Source organism: Microlunatus antarcticus, assembly GCF_014193425.1.
GTDB classification, from domain to species: Bacteria; Actinomycetota; Actinomycetes; order Propionibacteriales; family Propionibacteriaceae; genus Microlunatus; species Microlunatus antarcticus.
The window spans coordinates 2,046,902-2,061,664 of sequence record NZ_JACHZG010000001.1 but is presented as its reverse complement, the minus strand read 5'-3'; the positions used below and the strand labels follow the sequence as shown (position 1 = coordinate 2,061,664).

The window sequence follows — 14,763 nt, the reverse complement described above, 5'->3', positions numbered from 1 at the left end:
GCTCCCCGTACGCGACGCCAGCGCTGCTCGTCGTCGCCTAGCGGTTCATCGTGTCGATCCGGAGCCGGCCTGGAGGCGTAGCCCGGCCAGCAGCAGGTCGAGCCCCGACCGGAACACCTCGAGGTCGTCGTGCGTCGCGAACTCGTCCGCGACCTGATGCGCGAAGGGGTACCCCTCCGGGTCGAGCGCACGCCAGCGTTCGGCGTACATGGCCAGGAACTCCCTGGGCTCCATGCCGCTCTCGAGGAACTCGCGCGGCGGCGGTTCGGCGAGGTCGACCGCGACCCCGACGACGTAGCTGACGATCGACGACACCGCGTGGAACCGCTGCCGGGGGGTCAGGTCGAGCTTCATGAGCTGCTGGCCGAGCCGGTCGAACATCAGCATCGAGTGCGGCTGGAGCCCGTTGTTGCGCAGCATGAGCTGGCCGAACCACGGCCGTCGGACGAACTCGTCGAAGAGGGCGAGGGCGATCGCCCGCACGTTGGCGATCGGGTCCGGCCCGTGCGTCAGCGGCTCGGTCTCGGCCACGACCCGGCCCATCACCTCCTCCGTCGCCCGCTCGAGCAGCTCGTCGCGGCTGGCGACGTACCAGTAGATGCTCGCGACGCCACCGCCGAGCCGTGCCGCCAGGGCGCGGAAGGTCAGGGCCGGCTCGCCCGACTCGTCGAGGATCGCGATGGCCTCGCCCAGCACCGTGTCGAGCGAGTGCGACGCCCGCCGACGACCGCGGCCCCGGGCCTCGGTGGGGTCGGGACCGGTCGTCGTCGATCGATCTGCAGCCATGGCTTGCATCCTACCGAACAGCGTTCTATCGTCTAGAACGTCGTTCGATAGTCGTACGGCGTTCGAGAGACAGGCCGCCATGAGCACCACGATCGTCACCACCACGAAAGCTCCCACGTACACCTCGCTGCGCGCCGCGGCGATCCCTCTGGCCGCGCTCTGCCTGGCCTTCTTCGTCGAGATGGTCGACAACACGCTGCTCTCGATCGCCCTGCCCACGATCGGACGCTCGCTCGAGAGCGGGACGACCGGGCTGCAGTGGGTGACCGGGGCCTACTCCCTCACCTTCGGTGGGCTGCTGCTCACCGCCGGGTCCGCTGCGGACCGGTTCGGCCGACGGCGGGTGCTGCTGACCGGGCTCGCCGCGTTCGGCCTCATCAGCCTGGCCGTCGTCCTCGTCACGAGCATCGGTCAGCTCATCGCCCTGCGCGCCGCCCTCGGGCTGGCCGCCGCGGCGATGGCGCCGGTCACGATGTCGCTGATCTTCCGGCTCTTCGACGACGAAAAGCTGCGGATGCGCTCGATCACCGTGGTGATGATCGTCGGCATGTCGGGCTTCGTGCTCGGTCCCCTGCTGGGCGGGACGGTCCTCACCCACCTCAGCTGGCAGTGGCTGCTCGTGATCAACGCCCCCATCGCCCTGATCGCCTGGCTCGGCGTCCGCGCCGGGGTCCCGGCCGACCGACGTGCCGACCTGACGTCCGAGCGCCTCGACCTGCCCGGCACCGCGCTCACCGTGGCCGCCATCGGTCTCGGCTGCTACACCCTCACCAGCGGCGTCGAGCACGGCTGGCTCTCCCCGCTCACCGTCGCCTGCGCGGTCGGCACCGTCGTGGCCGTCGTCGGCTTCGTCCTGCGCGAGCGCCACGCCGAATCGCCGATGATCGACCTCGCGATCTTCCGCACGGGTCCTGCGCGCGGCGCGGCGATCACCCAGCTCGGGGCCTCGGTCACCATGGCCAGCGTCATGTTCGGCCTGATCCTGCACTTCCAGTACGCGTACGGCTGGAGCCCGATGCGCGCCGGCCTGGCGAACCTGCCCCTGATCCTCACGATGATCGCGGCGACACCGGTCGCCGAGCAGCTCGCCGCCCGGCTCGGCCACCGCCTGGCCTGCCTCACCGGGACGGCGCTCCTGGTCGGCTCGCTGGTCGGCATGTCCTGGGCCGTCTCGCACGGCTACCTCGCCATCGCCGTCTGCATGGTGGTGCTGACGACCGGGCTGCGGACGATCATGACGATCTGCGCCGTCGCTCTCGTCAAGGCGATGCCGGAGAACCAGACCTCCATCGGGGCGGCGCTCAACGACACCTCGCAGGAGATCGGCAGCAGCCTCGGCACGGCCGTCGTGGGAACGCTCATCGCGGCCCTCGTCACCACGCGGCTGCCGGTGGGCGTCTGGAGCCCCGACCTCGTGCACGCCTACTTCGACGGCGAACGCGTCATCTACCTGGCCGTCGCCGTCCTGGTCGGGGTGATCGCGACGATCGGCTCGCTGTCCCTGACCGACTCGCACGCCACCGAGGAGCCCGTACCGTCCGAGCCCGAGCACGCCACGGTCTGAGCACCCCGCAGGCCACCAGGCCGACGACCAGGGCCCAGAAGGCGGGTCCGATCCCGAGCACGCTCGCTCCCCCGGCGGCCACCACGAAGGTCGCCACCGCGGGGATCCGGAGCTCCGGCCCCGCGAGCGCACCGGCCAGGGACGCGGCCAACGTCGGGAGCAGGGCGAGTCCGGCCGCCGTCTCCACCAGTCCCGCCGGCGCCCGCGCGACCAGCTCCACCAGGCCGGTCGAGACCAGACCGAGCGCGACGTACGCCCATCCTGCGGTCTGCGCGGCGATCCAGCGCCGCTCCGGGTCGGGGTGCACGTCGGGTGACGCCGAGAGGGCGGCGCTGATGGCCGCGAGATTGATGGCGTGCCCGCCGAACGGGGCGCCCAGCAGCGTGCCGACGCCGGTCACGGCCATGGCCGGCCGCCACGGCGTGCGGTAGCCGAACGAGGCGAGCACCGCCACGCCCGGGACGTTCTGCGAGGCCATGGTGACCACGTAGAGCGGCACGGCGAGCCCGATCAGTGCCTGGGTGCTCCACGTCGGGGTCGTCCAGACCGGCGTCGGCAGCAGGCTGCGGTCTCCGGGCAGGCCGCCGGTCACGGCGACGACGATCACGACCACGACCACGAACGCCGCCGGTACCGCCCAGCGTGGCGCCAGCCGCAGCAGGACCAGCCAGACCGCGATCACGGGCAGCACGAGCCACGGGGTCGAGACCGCCGCCCGGGCCGGGGCCAGGCACAACGAGAGCAGGACGCCCGCGAGCATGGCCTGGGCGACGGGAGCCGGGATGCGCGCGATCAGCCGACCCAGCCCGGGCCAGACCGCCGTGGCCGTGATCAGCAGGCCGGTGACCAGGAACGCCCCGACCGCCGCCGGCCAACCGCCGACGACGCCGCCCGTGCCGACGAGCAGAGCCGCCCCCGGCGTCGACCAGGCGAAGGTGACGGGCATCCGCGTACGGGCCGAGACCACCACGGTCGCCAGACCCATGGTGACGAAGAGCGCGAGCAGGCCGGAGCCGGCCTGAGCCGGAGACGCGCCGACGGCACGGAGCCCGGCCAGCACCACCGCGAACGAGCTGGTCGACCCCACCAGGGCCGTCACCAGCCCGGCCACCACCGGACGCAGGTGATCGGACATCTGCTCCTCCTCGTCGTTCTGTAAACAGAACGCTACCCTGAGCGCGTGAGCCCCGCCGGAAGCCGCGCGCCCGACCTTGCGGCGCTCGGCGAGCGCCTGCGCGAGCTGCGCGGCGACCGCGGGCTGAGCCTCTCGGCCCTGGCTGCGGCGGCCGGGATCGGGAAGGGGTCGCTCTCGGAGATCGAGGCGGGGCAGCGGAACCCGACGCTCGCCACCCTTTACGCCCTCGCGGGTCCGCTCGATGTCCCGCTCGCCACCCTGCTGGCGGACGAACCCGGCACCGAGGTGTCGGCCGACGGCCTGACCGCCACGCTGCTCAGCACCGAGACCACGGCCGACGGAAGCACCGTCGAGATCTACCGGCTCGCCTTCCAGCCGGACGCCGACCGCCGCTCCCCCGCCCACGGACCCGGGGTGCGCGAGCACGTGCTGGTCACCGCCGGCCGGCTCGAGGTGCGCCACCGGGAGGGCACGGCGGTGCTCGACCCGGGCGACTCGGTGTCGTTCTCCAGCGCGGGCGCTCACCGCTACCGCCCGCTCGACGGAGAAGCCTGCTCGGCGGTGCTCGTCATCACCTCGACGCGCTGACCCGCCACAGCGGCGGCCGCCCACTGCGCTGGCGGGCGTCCCATCGACGCCGAGGCTCACGGGCAGGGTCCGCTCGAGAGGCGGATAGGTTCACGACGATCGCGGGAAGGACCTCCCGGTGAGGCGTGACGATGCCGTCGCGCCGCGGGTGCCCGCCGATCGGTTCGGGACGACCGGCGCCGTGCCGAGGAAGGGATCGAGGTGAGCGACGCCGATTCGGAGCGCTGGGTGCGGGCCCTCGACGTGAGCTCGCCCACGCGTGACGACGCCACGGGCGAGCTGCACGCGCTCCTGCTGCGCGCGGCGCACGCCGAGGCCGCACGACGCTCGGGCTACAACGGTGTGGCCGGCGTCGAGCTCGACGACATCGCTCAGCAGGCCGCCGCGGACGCCGTCATGTCCATCCTGCGTCGCCTCGACTCCTTCCGCGGCGAGAGCCGCTTCACCACCTGGGCGTACAAGTTCGTCGTCCTCGAGGTCTCCTCCAAGCTCGCCCGCCATGCGTGGCGACGGGAGAGCCGCCACCTCGACGCCGAGGCCTGGGAACGGCTGCCCGACGCCCTGGGGGTGGCGCCGGACACGTCCGCCGAGGCCCGCGAGCTGCTGGCCGCCGTCCGCCGCGGCGTCGACGAGGCCATGACCCCGCACCAGCGCCGCATCTTCGTCGCCCTGGTGGTGGACGGGGTGCCCCTCGACGCGCTCGTCGCCGAGCTCGGCACCAACCGCAACGCGGTCTACAAGGCGATGTTCGACGCCCGGCGAAAGCTCCGCCTCTACCTGGGCGAGCAGGGTTTCCTGGAGGTCGCACCCGACTGACCCGAGCGCGTTCGGTCCCCGCGCTGCTCGACCGTCCGCCGCACGACGCGGGCCAGGTAAGAAGGTTTGGCCTGGGGGATGCGAACGAGGTGAAGTCGGCCGCGCTGCGGGAGACGGGCGCTAGGGTCGGCAGGGTCGTCGACTGCAGCAGGGCGGAGGTGGGGTGTGGGAGACCGGTCGGGTGGACTCCGCGCGCTCCTGACCACCGACCCCCGCGACGCCGGTTGCGAGGAGACCTGGCACCTCATCGACGTGTACGCCGAGCTCGTCCTGGCCGGGAACGACCCCGATCACACGCTGCCCGGCATCACGGCGCACCTCGAGAGCTGCGACCCCTGCGGGGAGGACTACCGCGGCCTGCTGAGCCTGATGCGGACCGCTTCTGAGCAGCGCACCTGACGGGAGCCGCAAACTCACGGTGGTCGGTAAGACGCCTGCTCCCCGGGCAACCAACGGCAGCAAGACCCTCAGCGCCACCAGCACCGATCGGATGGACCCATGAGCCTCCTGAGCGACGTCGTCAACGTCATCGGGCAACGCCAGGCCGGCCGGCTCCAGGCCCGGCTGGCCACCCCGGCCCGGACGACCCGGGTCACGGTGGTCCTCGGTCGGGTGCTCGCCGCCGGCTTCCTCGTCTGCTTCGGCACCGGCCTGTACAGCCACTTCCTGCAGAACCCGCTGCCCGGCATGCGGTTCCCCACCTGGCCGACGAACCTCTACCGGATCACCCAGGGCCTGCACGTCGTCACCGGAATCGCGTGCATCCCGCTGCTGCTCGCCAAGCTCTGGACGGTGTACCCGAAGCTGTTCGCCTTCCCACCCTTCCGCGGCCTGCTCCAGCTCGCCGAACGACTCTCGATCGCGGTGCTGGTGTCGAGCTCGTTGCTGCAGCTCGCGATGGGTCTGCTGAACACCTACCAGTGGTATCCCTGGCAGCACTTCGCGTTCCGCGACGTCCACTACGCCCTGGCCTGGGTCATCGTCGGCTCCATCGCGCTGCACGTCGCCGTCCAGCTGCCCAAGATCCTGCGCTACTGGCGTCGAGGCAGCGACCTGCGCGAGACCGGTGGACCACGGGCCGCTGCTGAGCACCCCGGCGAGCTCGAGGCCCCGCTGGAGGGACGACGGTGACCAAGCAGAACAAGATCACGACCAGCCGACGCGGCTTCATCGCCACCGTCGGCGTCGCGACCGCCGGCCTGACCGCGCTCACCGCTGGACAGAGCTTCGGGCTGCTGCACGGCAGCAACCTGTTCGCTCCGCGCACCCAGCGCGACAGCCCCCAGCAGGTCCCCGTCAACCGGACCGCCGCGGCCGCCGCCGTGGCCGACGCCGCCAACGACCCCGCCTGGCGCCTGCAGGTCACCGCCGGCGCCACCACTCTGGCCCTGAGCCGGGCCGACCTCGGCGACCTCCTCCAGACGAGCGTCACCCTGCCCATCGCCTGCGTCGAGGGGTGGAGCGTCAGCGCCCACTGGGTCGGAGTGCGCGTCCGCGACCTGATGGCCCTGACCGGCGCACCACCCCAGACGCGGGTGCGCTTCACCAGCCTCGAGCCCCAGGGCGTGTACCGGGTCACCGAGATGGGCCCCGAGTTCGTCACGAACGAGACCACCCTGGTCGCGCTCCGGCTCAACGGCGAGACCCTCAGCCTCGACCACGGCTACCCGGCCCGGCTGATCGCGCCCAACCGGCCCGGGGTCCTGCAGACCAAGTGGCTCAGCAGCGTCGAGGCGATCGCGTGAGGCCCTTGCGCATCATCGGGCTCGCCTGGGGTCTGGTGACGGTGGCCGGGGTCCTCACCACCAGGCACGCGCTCACCCGCTACGTCGACCGGCTCGAGACCGCCGCCACGCCCGCCCTCCCCGCGGCCGACGTCGCTCCACCCGTCGCCGAGCGAGCCCCCGCCGTCGCCGTACGACGGGTCCGGCTCGTGCTCGGCGCCCTCGGAGCAGTGGTGCTGCTCGTCGGTGCCTGGAAGGTCCTCCACGCGGTCCAGCCCGGCAGCTACCTCTGGCTCGCTCTGTGGCTCGGTGCCGCCGTGGTGCTGCAGGACGGCGTCCTCGCCCCCGTGCTGGTCCTCCTCCGGGCGATCACCCACCGGAGCCTGGGCCGGCTGCCCGACGTCGCGGTCGGCCTCGTCAAGGCCGGCTTCGTGATCGGCGGACTCCTGGTGCTCGTCGTCCTGCCCGAGATCTACGCCCAGCACCTCGGCACCGCCAACCCCACCGTCCTGCCCGGCGACTACGCGACGCGGCTCGTCGTCACCCTGCTGGTGATCATGGTCCTCACGGCGGCTGCCGTGGTGATCATCACCATCCGGGCCAGGCGCCGGCAGGGCCTTCCCAGCAGAATCGGCTGAGCAGCCGACCGCTCGGTCAGACGTCGGCGACGAGCGGTGCGACCTCGGTGCCGAGCAGCTCGATGCCGCGCAGCAGGTCGTCGTGGGCCAGGAGCGGGTTCGTCATCTGCAGCGAGAGGCGGTCGACCCCGCCGAGCTGCTCGGCGACGCGCCGGATCTTGTCCGCCACGGTCTGCGGGTCGCCCATGAAGAACGCGCCGTTCGGGCCGGCGGTCGCGTCGAACTGCGGTCGGTTCGGCGGGGCGAACCCCCGCTCACGGGACACGGAGGTGAACATCTTGTGCCAGCCGGGGTAGATCGTGTCGGCTGCGGCCTGGGTGCTCTCTCCCACGTAGCCGAAGACGTGCAGCCCGACCTGCAGCTTGTCCGGGGCGTGGCCCGCGTGGGCACCGGCCCGGCGGTAGAGGTCGACCAGCGGGGCGAACTGGCGCGGCTCCCCGCCGATGATCGCGATCATCAACGGCAGCCCGAGCAGCCCGGCGCGGGCGAAGGACTGCGGCGTCCCGCCGACGCCGACCCAGATCGGCAGCGGGTCCTGCACCGGGCGCGGAAACACGCCCTGCTTGACCAGCGGCGGCCGGAACCGGCCCGACCACGTCACCTCCACGTTGTCGCGCAGCTGGAGGAGCAGGTCGAGCTTCTCCTCGAACAGCGCGTCGTAGTCGGCGAGGTCGAGGCCGAACAGCGGGAACGACTCCGTGAACGAGCCGCGTCCGACGACGAGGTCGATGCGACCGTTCGAGATCAGATCCAGCGTCGCGAACTGCTGGAAGACGCGGACCGGGTCGTCGGCGCTCAGCACCTTGACCGCGCTACCGAGCCGGATGCGCTCCGTACGGGCGGCCGCGGCAGCGAGGATGACCGGCGGTGCCGAGTCGTAGTACTCGGAGCGGTGGTGCTCCCCGATGCCGAAGGAGTAGAGGCCGACGCGGTCGGCCAGCGCGATCTCCTCGAGCAGGTGCGCCATCCGTTCGGCGGGCCCGACGACGTGATCGGTCTTCGGGTCGGTCACCTCGGAGACGAAGCTGTCCACGCCGATATGCATGGACGTCACCTTCTCACGGAGCTTGACCGGCCGGGTCAGCCGCGGCCCAGCCCGAGCGCCTCCTGGAACGCGTCCTCGGCGGCTCGGGTCAGGCTCCCGGCTGTGCTCGCCCGTTGCCGGGCGCTCTGGTAGCAGGCCAGGGCGATCTGGGCGGCGAACACGGCCAGGGTCTCCTCGGTCCCGCGGCTGCGCAGGACGTCGCCGAGCCGGCCGGCGATCTGCTGGGTCTTGAGCGCGTCGCGGGCGCGGAGCTCGAGATGCTGCTCGAGCAGCTCGTAGTGGCGCTCGAAGGCTTCCTGGTCGCCGGCCGCCCGGTCGCACAGGTCGATCACGAGCGGGCGCAGCTGTGCGACGGCCTCCGCAGCGGTTCGTGCGGCACCGGCGGTGCGGTCACCCTCCGCCTCCGCGATCGCGTCGAGCATGGCCTGCTCCTTCGCGAACACGACCTCCGTCTTGTCCCCGAAGTAGCGGAAGAACGTCGAGCGGCCCACGTCGGCCCGGGCCGCGATGTCGGTGACCGAGACGTCGCCGAACCCGCGGGCGGAGAACAGCTCGTCGGCGGCCTCGACGATGCGCTGACGGACGAGCAGCCGCTTGCGCTCGACGAGCGAGGACGGCACCGGGGTCGGGGCTGGAGGCTGCTGCGTCACGGTCGAACCCTACCCCGGGTCAACCTAAGTCTCAGATGGTACTCAGTCTGCTACGGTACTGAGTACCACCTACAGTCGCAGGTGCACCGGAGGAAGAAGAGCCAGATGCTGAACGCCGACGACCGTCACCAGATCACGCAGACCCTCGCGCTCGTCGCGTACGTCACCGACGAGGACCAGCTGGACCGCCTCGACGAGCTGTTCGTCCCGGACGCGGTGTACGACATGAGCCACGTGGGGATGGGGGCCTTCGAGGGGCTGCCCGCCATCCGGGCCGCCGCGGCCGGGCTCCGGGCGAGCGGGCACGCCCCGACCGCCCACTTCCTGACCAACGTCGTGATCGACGAGCGCGACGAGCGCGACGAGGGCACGGCCGCCGTCCGGTCGCGAGGGCTGATGATCATGCACGACGGGGAGCTGCGTGCGGTGACGTACGACGACACCTTCCGTCACCACGAAGGACGGTGGCTCATCGGTCTGCGGGTCATCACGCCGCTCCACCCCGCGTCGGAGGCCTGACGTGGGTTGGCGGGCCGAGCCCGGGTAGCGCCTCAGCGAGGTCCGGAACGCGGTCGCGCGTCGACGAGTCTCGACGTACCTTGGCGCCGATGTCGTCATCGCCGCACCGCTGGGTCTTCGAGACCGGCAGCGACACCGCCTCTCCCCCGTTCGTCCTCCTGCACGGCTCCTACGGGACCGAGGCCGACCTGCTTCCGATGGCCGACCGCTTGGCGCCCGGTGCCTCGCGACTCGGCGTACGAGGCACGGTCGCCCTGGGCGATGGGTACTCCTTCTTCCGTCGACACCCCGATCGGCGGGTGGACGAGGCGGACCTCCGAGCCCGCGTCCCGGTGCTGGCCGATCTCGTCCGAGAGCTCACGGACCGTGGGCTCCTGGCGAAGCCGCCGGTCGTGGTCGGGTTCTCCAACGGCGCCATCATGGCCGCGGCGCTCCTGGCGGCGTGTCCCGAGGTGCTGGTCGGGGCGATCCTGTTCCGTCCCCTGTCCCCGTTCACCGCCGATGCCCTGTACCGCCGCAGCACGGTCCCTGTCCTGATCGTCGACGGAGCGCAGGACCGACGTCGGGATCCGGGCGACGGCCGCCGACTCGCGGAGCGGTTGTCGGTTGCCGGAGTCGCGGTGACCCACCGGGTCCTGCCGGCCGGCCACGCGATCACCGCCGAGGACGAGGAGGTCGCACGAGACTGGCTCGGGGCGATCCACCTCCCTCACGCCTCGCCCGAGCCACGAGGTGTGCCGCGCTGAGGATGGATCCGGCCGCTCTCCGAGAGCTCGCGCACCCTGTGGGAGCGGGTCGACGAGCTCGATGTGAGCTCGTGGCGCGGGACACCTCTTCTGCTCAGTTCTGTCCGTCACGCCTCACCTCGAGAGGATCAGCCGGACACGATCCGTTGCAGGCTCTCGGCCAGCCAGATCTCGATGTCCTTCCCGTCACCGACGTCCGACCTCAGGACCCGCCGCCGCGTGGAGAGGCCGAGCACCAGGGCGTCCACCGCCTCGGCTCGGTGCCGAGCGGCCAGGGGTGAGAGTCCGCAGGACCGGAGGTAGCGCTCCACCGGACCGGTGGAGTGCTCGTCGAGGAACCGGGCGAGCCCTTCGGCGGCCTCGGGGAGCTCGCCGGACGCACGGTGCAGCACGAGCAGCGGGTCCTCCCCCGCCTGGCTCGTCCACCGCCCCACGACGCTACGGGCCAGTCGCCTGCCGAACCCGGACAGCTCGCCCGCGTAGACGTCGTCCTCGTTGATGTCGACCTGCGACGCGGCGAGGAAGAGCCCGTCCTTGCCACCGAAGTACCGGGTGACCAGGTTGGGCGAGACCCCGGCCGCATCGGCCACGGCCTTGACCGTCGTCGGTCGGTAACCGTGTCGGGCGAACAGACCGCGTGCAACCGCCAGGATCGCGTTCCGGGTGCCTTCGGCGTTGCGAGGTCTCTGCTCCGCGCCGGACGTCTTCACCACGCCAGCATAAGGCTTGTATACGTCCAGACACTTATGTGTATCTTCGTGCACATAGTCCAGGCGCTCGCCGCCGGTCACTTCCACCACCGTCGAAAGGCTCGACATGTCCCTCCCCACGCCGACCAGCGCCGCGATCTCCGCCCTGGCGTCGGAGCTCGGCTACACCGCCGTCGCCGACGCGCCGGACGAGTACACCGCGATCATCACGGGACTGCTCGGGGTCTACGACGCCGTCGACAGCGTCCCGGAACCCCACGTCCTCCCTGGCCGCGCGGCGGTGGCCTACCGCGTCCCGTCGTCCGAGGAGGACCCGCACCACGCGTGGGAGGTCCGGACCTCCATCCCGGGCGCCGCGTCCGGCCCGCTCGCCGGCGTGCGGCTCGGGGTGAAGGACAGCATCATGGTCGCGGGGCTCCCGATGGCCAACGGGACCGACGTGCTGGCCGACTTCGTGCCGAGCGGAGACGCCACCGTCGTCACCCGGGCCCTCGCCGCCGGCGCCGAGATCGTGGGCAAGACGACCAACGAATACCTCTGCATGTCCGGAGGCAGCCACACCGCGCACAGCGGCCCGGTGCACAACCCGCACCGGATGGGGACCTCGGCCGGCGGTTCGTCCAGCGGGAGCGCGGTGGCCCTGGGCACCGGAGACGCGGACATGACCCTCGGCGCCGACCAGGCCGGGTCCATCCGGATGCCCGCGTCGTGGTCGGGCGTCGTCGGTCTCAAGCCGACCTACGGCCTCGTCCCGTATACGGGCATCGCCCCGCTCGAGGGGTTCTTCGACCACGTCGGACCGATGACGCGCACCGTCGCCGACAACGCCCGGTTCCTCACCGTCCTCGCCGGGTCCGACGGCATCGACCCGCGCCAGCGCGACATCCGGGTCGGCGACTACCTCAGCGCGCTCGACGACGGCGTACGGGGCCTGCGCGTCGGGGTCCTCGCCGAAGGCTTCGGCGGCCCGAACGCCGAGGCAGCGGTCGACCAGAACGTGCGCACGGCGGCGGAGTCGCTACGGGAGCTCGGAGCCGTCGTCGAGGACGTCTCGGTCCCCCTCCATCACCTCGGTCCGGCGCTGTGGACAGCGATCGCGATCGAGGGCATGGCCGAGACCGTGCTGCGCAACCAGGGCTTCGCCTTCGGTCGTGACGACTATTACCCGACCGACCTGATGCAGCACCTGTTCGACCGACGCCGAACGGTCGCGGGACGGCCGGCGAACGTGCTTCTCTTCACCCTTGTCGGCCGCTACGTCGACGCTCAGCACGGTCGGCTCAACTACGCCAGGGCCGTCAACCGGACCCGGACGCTGCGCGCCGCCTACGACGAGGCCCTGTCGCGCTTCGACGTCCTGTTGACCCCGACGACCCCGCAGACCGCACGGGCGCTACCCGCTCCCGACGCGAGCCCGGGTGCCGTGATCCAGGCCGCAATCGAGATGTCGTCCAACACCACCCCGTTCAACATCACGCACCACCCGGCGCTGAGCGTGCCGTGCGGGACGGTTGACGGACTTCCGGTCGGGCTGCAGCTCGTCGGGCGCCACTTCGACGAAGCGACGCTCTACCGGGTGGGGAACGCCGTCGAGCGGAGTCGGTGACCGTCCGGCCCTAGGACGTGGCGTGCACGACGCCGTAGAAGCTGTCGACCTGTTCGGACCGACCGTGACGTCGACCTGCACCGGTTGCCCCCGGAGGCGCAGGTCGGCCACGTCCTGCGCCGTCGAGGTGCATTCGAGGTCGCCCTGCGCGACGACGCGGGGCTTGCTGTGCTCGGCGTCGGCGAGGGTGACGCGTGCTCACCGCTCGCAGGCGATGCCGTCCTTGTCGCGGTCGGACTTCTTGTTCTTCGCGTACGTCTTCTTGTCCCGCGTGAAGTCGGTGACGTCGCCACCCTTGTCCTCGGCCCCCGGCTTGCCCACGCCGTGCGGGTAGACCTTTACCAGCGCGGTGCAGTTCTTGTACGCCTTCGGCTTCGGGAGGGGCTTGGGCTTCGGCGTGACGACGATGTGGTCCCCGGGAGACGCGCCGGCCTCGGTGGTGGAGCTGCCGGCGTAGACGTAGCGGAACGTTCCCGAACGGCTCGCCTTGACGGTCGTCTTCAGCACACCCTTGCTGGACGACTTGACGGTCTTCACCTTCGCGTAGTCACCGCCGTCCGCACGGAACTCGAGCGCGGTCTTCAGCTTGACCTTCTCGCCGTCGCGCCGGACCGAGCCCTTGATCGTGATCTTCTTGCCCTGGGTGACCGTCTCGGGGGAGGCGTCGACCGTGAGGGACACCGTCCGCTTCACCGGAGCCGGCGGCACGGGCGTTCCCCGACGCAGGTCGACCTTGGTGACCAGCGTGACCTCGTCCGCGAGCTGGGCGCGCAGCTCGACCGTCTGGGTCCCGACGCGGAAGCCTGCGCCCTTCGCGGTCAGGGGCACGGTCACGGTGCGGTCCTGGGCACAGGCGATCCCCGCGTCCCCCGTCGCCTCGTCCTCCCCCTGCACGCTGACGGACACCCCGCTGGCCCAGCTGTTGCACTGGACGTCGAGCGTGACGCTCCCCTGGGTGGCCGTGGTGAAGACGACATCACCGTCGACCACGATGGACGGGGTCACGACGGGCGGCATCGGGTCGACGTCCGTGCGGACGATCGAGATCGCCTGGTCGAGCCGGCTCTCCTGCAGCGAGACCTCGGCCCGGGCCGGGCCGCCCTTCGACTGGGGCCCGAGGGGGTCGTTGCCGTCGCTGGTCAGGTCGACGACGACCGTGCGACGGGTCCCGTCGCACGTCACGCCGGAGCTGCCCGTGAACGCGAGCGTCGCGCCGGTCACGTCCTGCAGGACGCGTACGCCGAGCGCGTCCTTCGCGGTCGTCGGCATCGTGCACGCGTAGTCGATCGTGATCTCGCCACCGAACCCTTCGTAGAACCCGGCGGGCTCGGTGATCGGGTAGATCGTGGCCGCATCGGCGGCAGACGCGCTCGGCGCCAGGCCGACCAGGCCGAGAGCGGCCAGCGCGAACGCAGCAGCGACTCTGAGACTTCTCACGGGAACCTCTTGGGGTCGGGGACGAGCGAGACCCTGCCACGGTCTTGGCCGCAAGTCCAAGCCCGCTGATGCGTCCGGCAGGCTCACCGGACTGCTCGTTCCCCCGCCACCCGACGCGCTCGAGAGGCCGCCGCGACGGCGGCCCCGACCAAAAGGCCGGCCAGCACGGCCTCACCGTGCGCGTCGCCCAGGACGAGCAGGGCGATCCCGCACCCGGCCACGATGAGTGCCGCCGTACGGATCTGGCGCGCGTGGCTCCCGACGACCAGGACCCCGAGCATGGAGGTGGCGAGGAAGAACGTGGCCCCGGAGTTCCCGCCGCCGCCGTCGTGCCACGCGAACGTGGCCGGCAGGTTGAACACGAGCGCGCCGGCGACGAAGACGGCCACCGCCCGGAGCGGGCGCCACAGGGCCGTGGCGGCGGGCGCGGTCAGCGCGAGCGTCACCAGGTTGTACGCCGTGCCGACGAGACCTCCGTCCTGGACGAGGACGGAGGTCAGCAGCCGCCACCACTCGCCGTGGCCGGTCAGGACGGGGTCGCGCGCGAGGGCGGCGTAGATCTGGGGCCGGACGAGCTGCAGGAGCGACGGCACGGCCACGACGAGCCACAGCACGACGGCGACCGGGTGGGGGCGGCGAGCGGCCCGACCGCTGCGGAGGTGGCCGTACACCGTGCGAAGGGTCGCGACGTAGACGACGACGTAGATCAGGACGGAGGCGAGGCCGCCTTGAGCCGTGCTCATGAGGGTCTCCTCGGACAGGATGGTCGGACAAGAACAGTCCGCCCGTGGGTCTCGGC

Annotated in this window: 16 protein-coding genes and 1 pseudogene; 10 read left to right on the top strand and 7 right to left on the bottom strand. The window is 71.7% G+C overall.

Features of this window, described 5'->3' with window-relative positions:
- Positions 1–45: 45 nt before the first annotated feature.
- The gene (locus FHX39_RS09565; protein ID WP_183337880.1) at positions 46–786 is read right to left on the bottom strand and encodes a TetR/AcrR family transcriptional regulator; all 741 of its coding nucleotides are present in this window, start codon (positions 784–786) and stop codon (positions 46–48) included.
- On the opposite strand from FHX39_RS09565, the pseudogene FHX39_RS09560 reads away from it, so the two are divergent.
- Positions 680–2,116: pseudogene (locus FHX39_RS09560) on the top strand (MFS transporter); the annotation flags it as partial. The gene FHX39_RS09565 and the pseudogene FHX39_RS09560 sit on opposite strands and share 107 nt — an antisense overlap.
- A 112-nt stretch (positions 2,117–2,228) precedes the next feature.
- Here the strand turns inward: FHX39_RS09560 and FHX39_RS21110 are convergent.
- Complete coding sequence (locus FHX39_RS21110) at positions 2,229–3,485, bottom strand: benzoate/H(+) symporter BenE family transporter (protein WP_332836757.1); 1,257 nt, start codon at positions 3,483–3,485, stop codon at positions 2,229–2,231.
- Positions 3,486–3,530: 45 nt separating this feature from the next.
- Between FHX39_RS21110 and FHX39_RS09555 the strand changes: the two genes are divergently transcribed.
- The 6 genes from FHX39_RS09555 (at position 3,531) to FHX39_RS09535 (ending at position 7,251) form a co-directional block, all read left to right on the top strand.
- Positions 3,531–4,073 carry a helix-turn-helix domain-containing protein gene (locus FHX39_RS09555; RefSeq protein ID WP_183337876.1) on the top strand — a complete coding sequence of 181 codons (543 nt, stop codon included), beginning with the start codon at positions 3,531–3,533 and terminating at the stop codon, positions 4,071–4,073.
- Between the two features lie 201 nt (positions 4,074–4,274).
- Complete coding sequence (locus FHX39_RS09550) at positions 4,275–4,889, top strand: RNA polymerase sigma factor (RefSeq protein ID WP_198423333.1); 615 nt, start codon at positions 4,275–4,277, stop codon at positions 4,887–4,889.
- Positions 4,890–5,054: 165 nt separating this feature from the next.
- Positions 5,055–5,288 carry a hypothetical protein gene (locus tag FHX39_RS09545; RefSeq protein WP_183337874.1) on the top strand — a complete coding sequence of 78 codons (234 nt, stop codon included), beginning with the start codon at positions 5,055–5,057 and terminating at the stop codon, positions 5,286–5,288.
- A gap of 99 nt (positions 5,289–5,387) precedes the next feature.
- Complete coding sequence (locus FHX39_RS20680) at positions 5,388–6,020, top strand: hypothetical protein (protein ID WP_198423332.1); 633 nt, start codon at positions 5,388–5,390, stop codon at positions 6,018–6,020.
- Positions 6,017–6,634, top strand: a complete 618-nt coding sequence (locus FHX39_RS21105; protein ID WP_198423331.1) for a molybdopterin-dependent oxidoreductase — start codon at positions 6,017–6,019, stop codon at positions 6,632–6,634. Before FHX39_RS20680 ends, FHX39_RS21105 begins: the two co-directional genes overlap by 4 nt.
- On the top strand, positions 6,631–7,251 hold the full coding sequence (locus FHX39_RS09535) for a hypothetical protein (protein ID WP_183337872.1): 621 nt from the start codon (positions 6,631–6,633) through the stop codon (positions 7,249–7,251). The genes FHX39_RS21105 and FHX39_RS09535 overlap by 4 nt, the downstream gene beginning before the upstream one ends.
- 16 nt (positions 7,252–7,267) lie before the next feature.
- On the opposite strand, the gene FHX39_RS09530 is transcribed toward FHX39_RS09535, so the two are convergent.
- Both FHX39_RS09530 and FHX39_RS09525 read right to left on the bottom strand, forming a co-directional pair.
- On the bottom strand, positions 7,268–8,296 hold the full coding sequence (locus FHX39_RS09530) for an LLM class flavin-dependent oxidoreductase (RefSeq protein ID WP_183341196.1): 1,029 nt from the start codon (positions 8,294–8,296) through the stop codon (positions 7,268–7,270).
- A gap of 35 nt (positions 8,297–8,331) precedes the next feature.
- Positions 8,332–8,946, bottom strand: a complete 615-nt coding sequence (locus FHX39_RS09525; protein WP_332836756.1) for a TetR/AcrR family transcriptional regulator — start codon at positions 8,944–8,946, stop codon at positions 8,332–8,334.
- A gap of 105 nt (positions 8,947–9,051) precedes the next feature.
- Between FHX39_RS09525 and FHX39_RS09520 the strand changes: the two genes are divergently transcribed.
- Together FHX39_RS09520 and FHX39_RS09515 are read left to right on the top strand one after the other, a co-directional pair.
- A complete protein-coding gene (locus FHX39_RS09520) occupies positions 9,052–9,465 on the top strand; it encodes a nuclear transport factor 2 family protein (protein ID WP_183337870.1) in 414 nt (137 codons plus the stop codon).
- 89 nt (positions 9,466–9,554) lie between these two features.
- Complete coding sequence (locus FHX39_RS09515; RefSeq protein ID WP_183337868.1) at positions 9,555–10,211, top strand: alpha/beta hydrolase; 657 nt, start codon at positions 9,555–9,557, stop codon at positions 10,209–10,211.
- Positions 10,212–10,339: 128 nt separating this feature from the next.
- Here FHX39_RS09515 and FHX39_RS09510 read toward each other — a convergent pair whose 3' ends face one another.
- Positions 10,340–11,029: a TetR/AcrR family transcriptional regulator gene (locus FHX39_RS09510; RefSeq protein WP_183337867.1), complete on the bottom strand. Its 690-nt coding sequence runs from the start codon at positions 11,027–11,029 to the stop codon at positions 10,340–10,342.
- On the opposite strand from FHX39_RS09510, the gene FHX39_RS09505 reads away from it, so the two are divergent.
- Positions 11,028–12,527 (top strand): amidase, encoded by a 1,500-nt coding sequence (locus FHX39_RS09505; protein WP_183337866.1) that lies wholly within the window; start codon positions 11,028–11,030, stop codon positions 12,525–12,527. The two genes, FHX39_RS09510 and FHX39_RS09505, sit on opposite strands and share 2 nt — an antisense overlap.
- A gap of 198 nt (positions 12,528–12,725) precedes the next feature.
- Here FHX39_RS09505 and FHX39_RS20670 read toward each other — a convergent pair whose 3' ends face one another.
- Both FHX39_RS20670 and FHX39_RS09495 read right to left on the bottom strand, forming a co-directional pair.
- A complete protein-coding gene (locus FHX39_RS20670) occupies positions 12,726–13,964 on the bottom strand; it encodes an excalibur calcium-binding domain-containing protein (protein ID WP_198423330.1) in 1,239 nt (412 codons plus the stop codon).
- A gap of 83 nt (positions 13,965–14,047) precedes the next feature.
- Entirely contained in the window at positions 14,048–14,707 is a 660-nt protein-coding gene (locus FHX39_RS09495; RefSeq protein ID WP_183337865.1) for a rhomboid family intramembrane serine protease, read from the bottom strand.
- Between the last annotated feature and the right edge of the window lie 56 nt (positions 14,708–14,763).

Bases quoted from the DNA above. Each gene is read 5' to 3' on its own strand.
- FHX39_RS09565 (WP_183337880.1), bottom strand. From the start codon at position 786: ATGGCTGCAGATCGATCGACGACGACCGGTCCCGACCCCACCGAGGCC.
- FHX39_RS20680 (WP_198423332.1), top strand. From the start codon at position 5,388: ATGAGCCTCCTGAGCGACGTCGTCAACGTCATCGGGCAACGCCAGGCC.
- FHX39_RS21110 (WP_332836757.1), bottom strand. From the start codon at position 3,485: ATGTCCGATCACCTGCGTCCGGTGGTGGCCGGGCTGGTGACGGCCCTG.
- FHX39_RS09520 (WP_183337870.1), top strand. From the start codon at position 9,052: ATGCTGAACGCCGACGACCGTCACCAGATCACGCAGACCCTCGCGCTC.
- FHX39_RS09530 (WP_183341196.1), bottom strand. From the start codon at position 8,296: ATGCATATCGGCGTGGACAGCTTCGTCTCCGAGGTGACCGACCCGAAG.
- FHX39_RS09495 (WP_183337865.1), bottom strand. From the start codon at position 14,707: ATGAGCACGGCTCAAGGCGGCCTCGCCTCCGTCCTGATCTACGTCGTC.
- FHX39_RS09515 (WP_183337868.1), top strand. From the start codon at position 9,555: ATGTCGTCATCGCCGCACCGCTGGGTCTTCGAGACCGGCAGCGACACC.
- FHX39_RS09505 (WP_183337866.1), top strand. From the start codon at position 11,028: ATGTCCCTCCCCACGCCGACCAGCGCCGCGATCTCCGCCCTGGCGTCG.
- FHX39_RS09510 (WP_183337867.1), bottom strand. From the start codon at position 11,029: ATGTCGAGCCTTTCGACGGTGGTGGAAGTGACCGGCGGCGAGCGCCTG.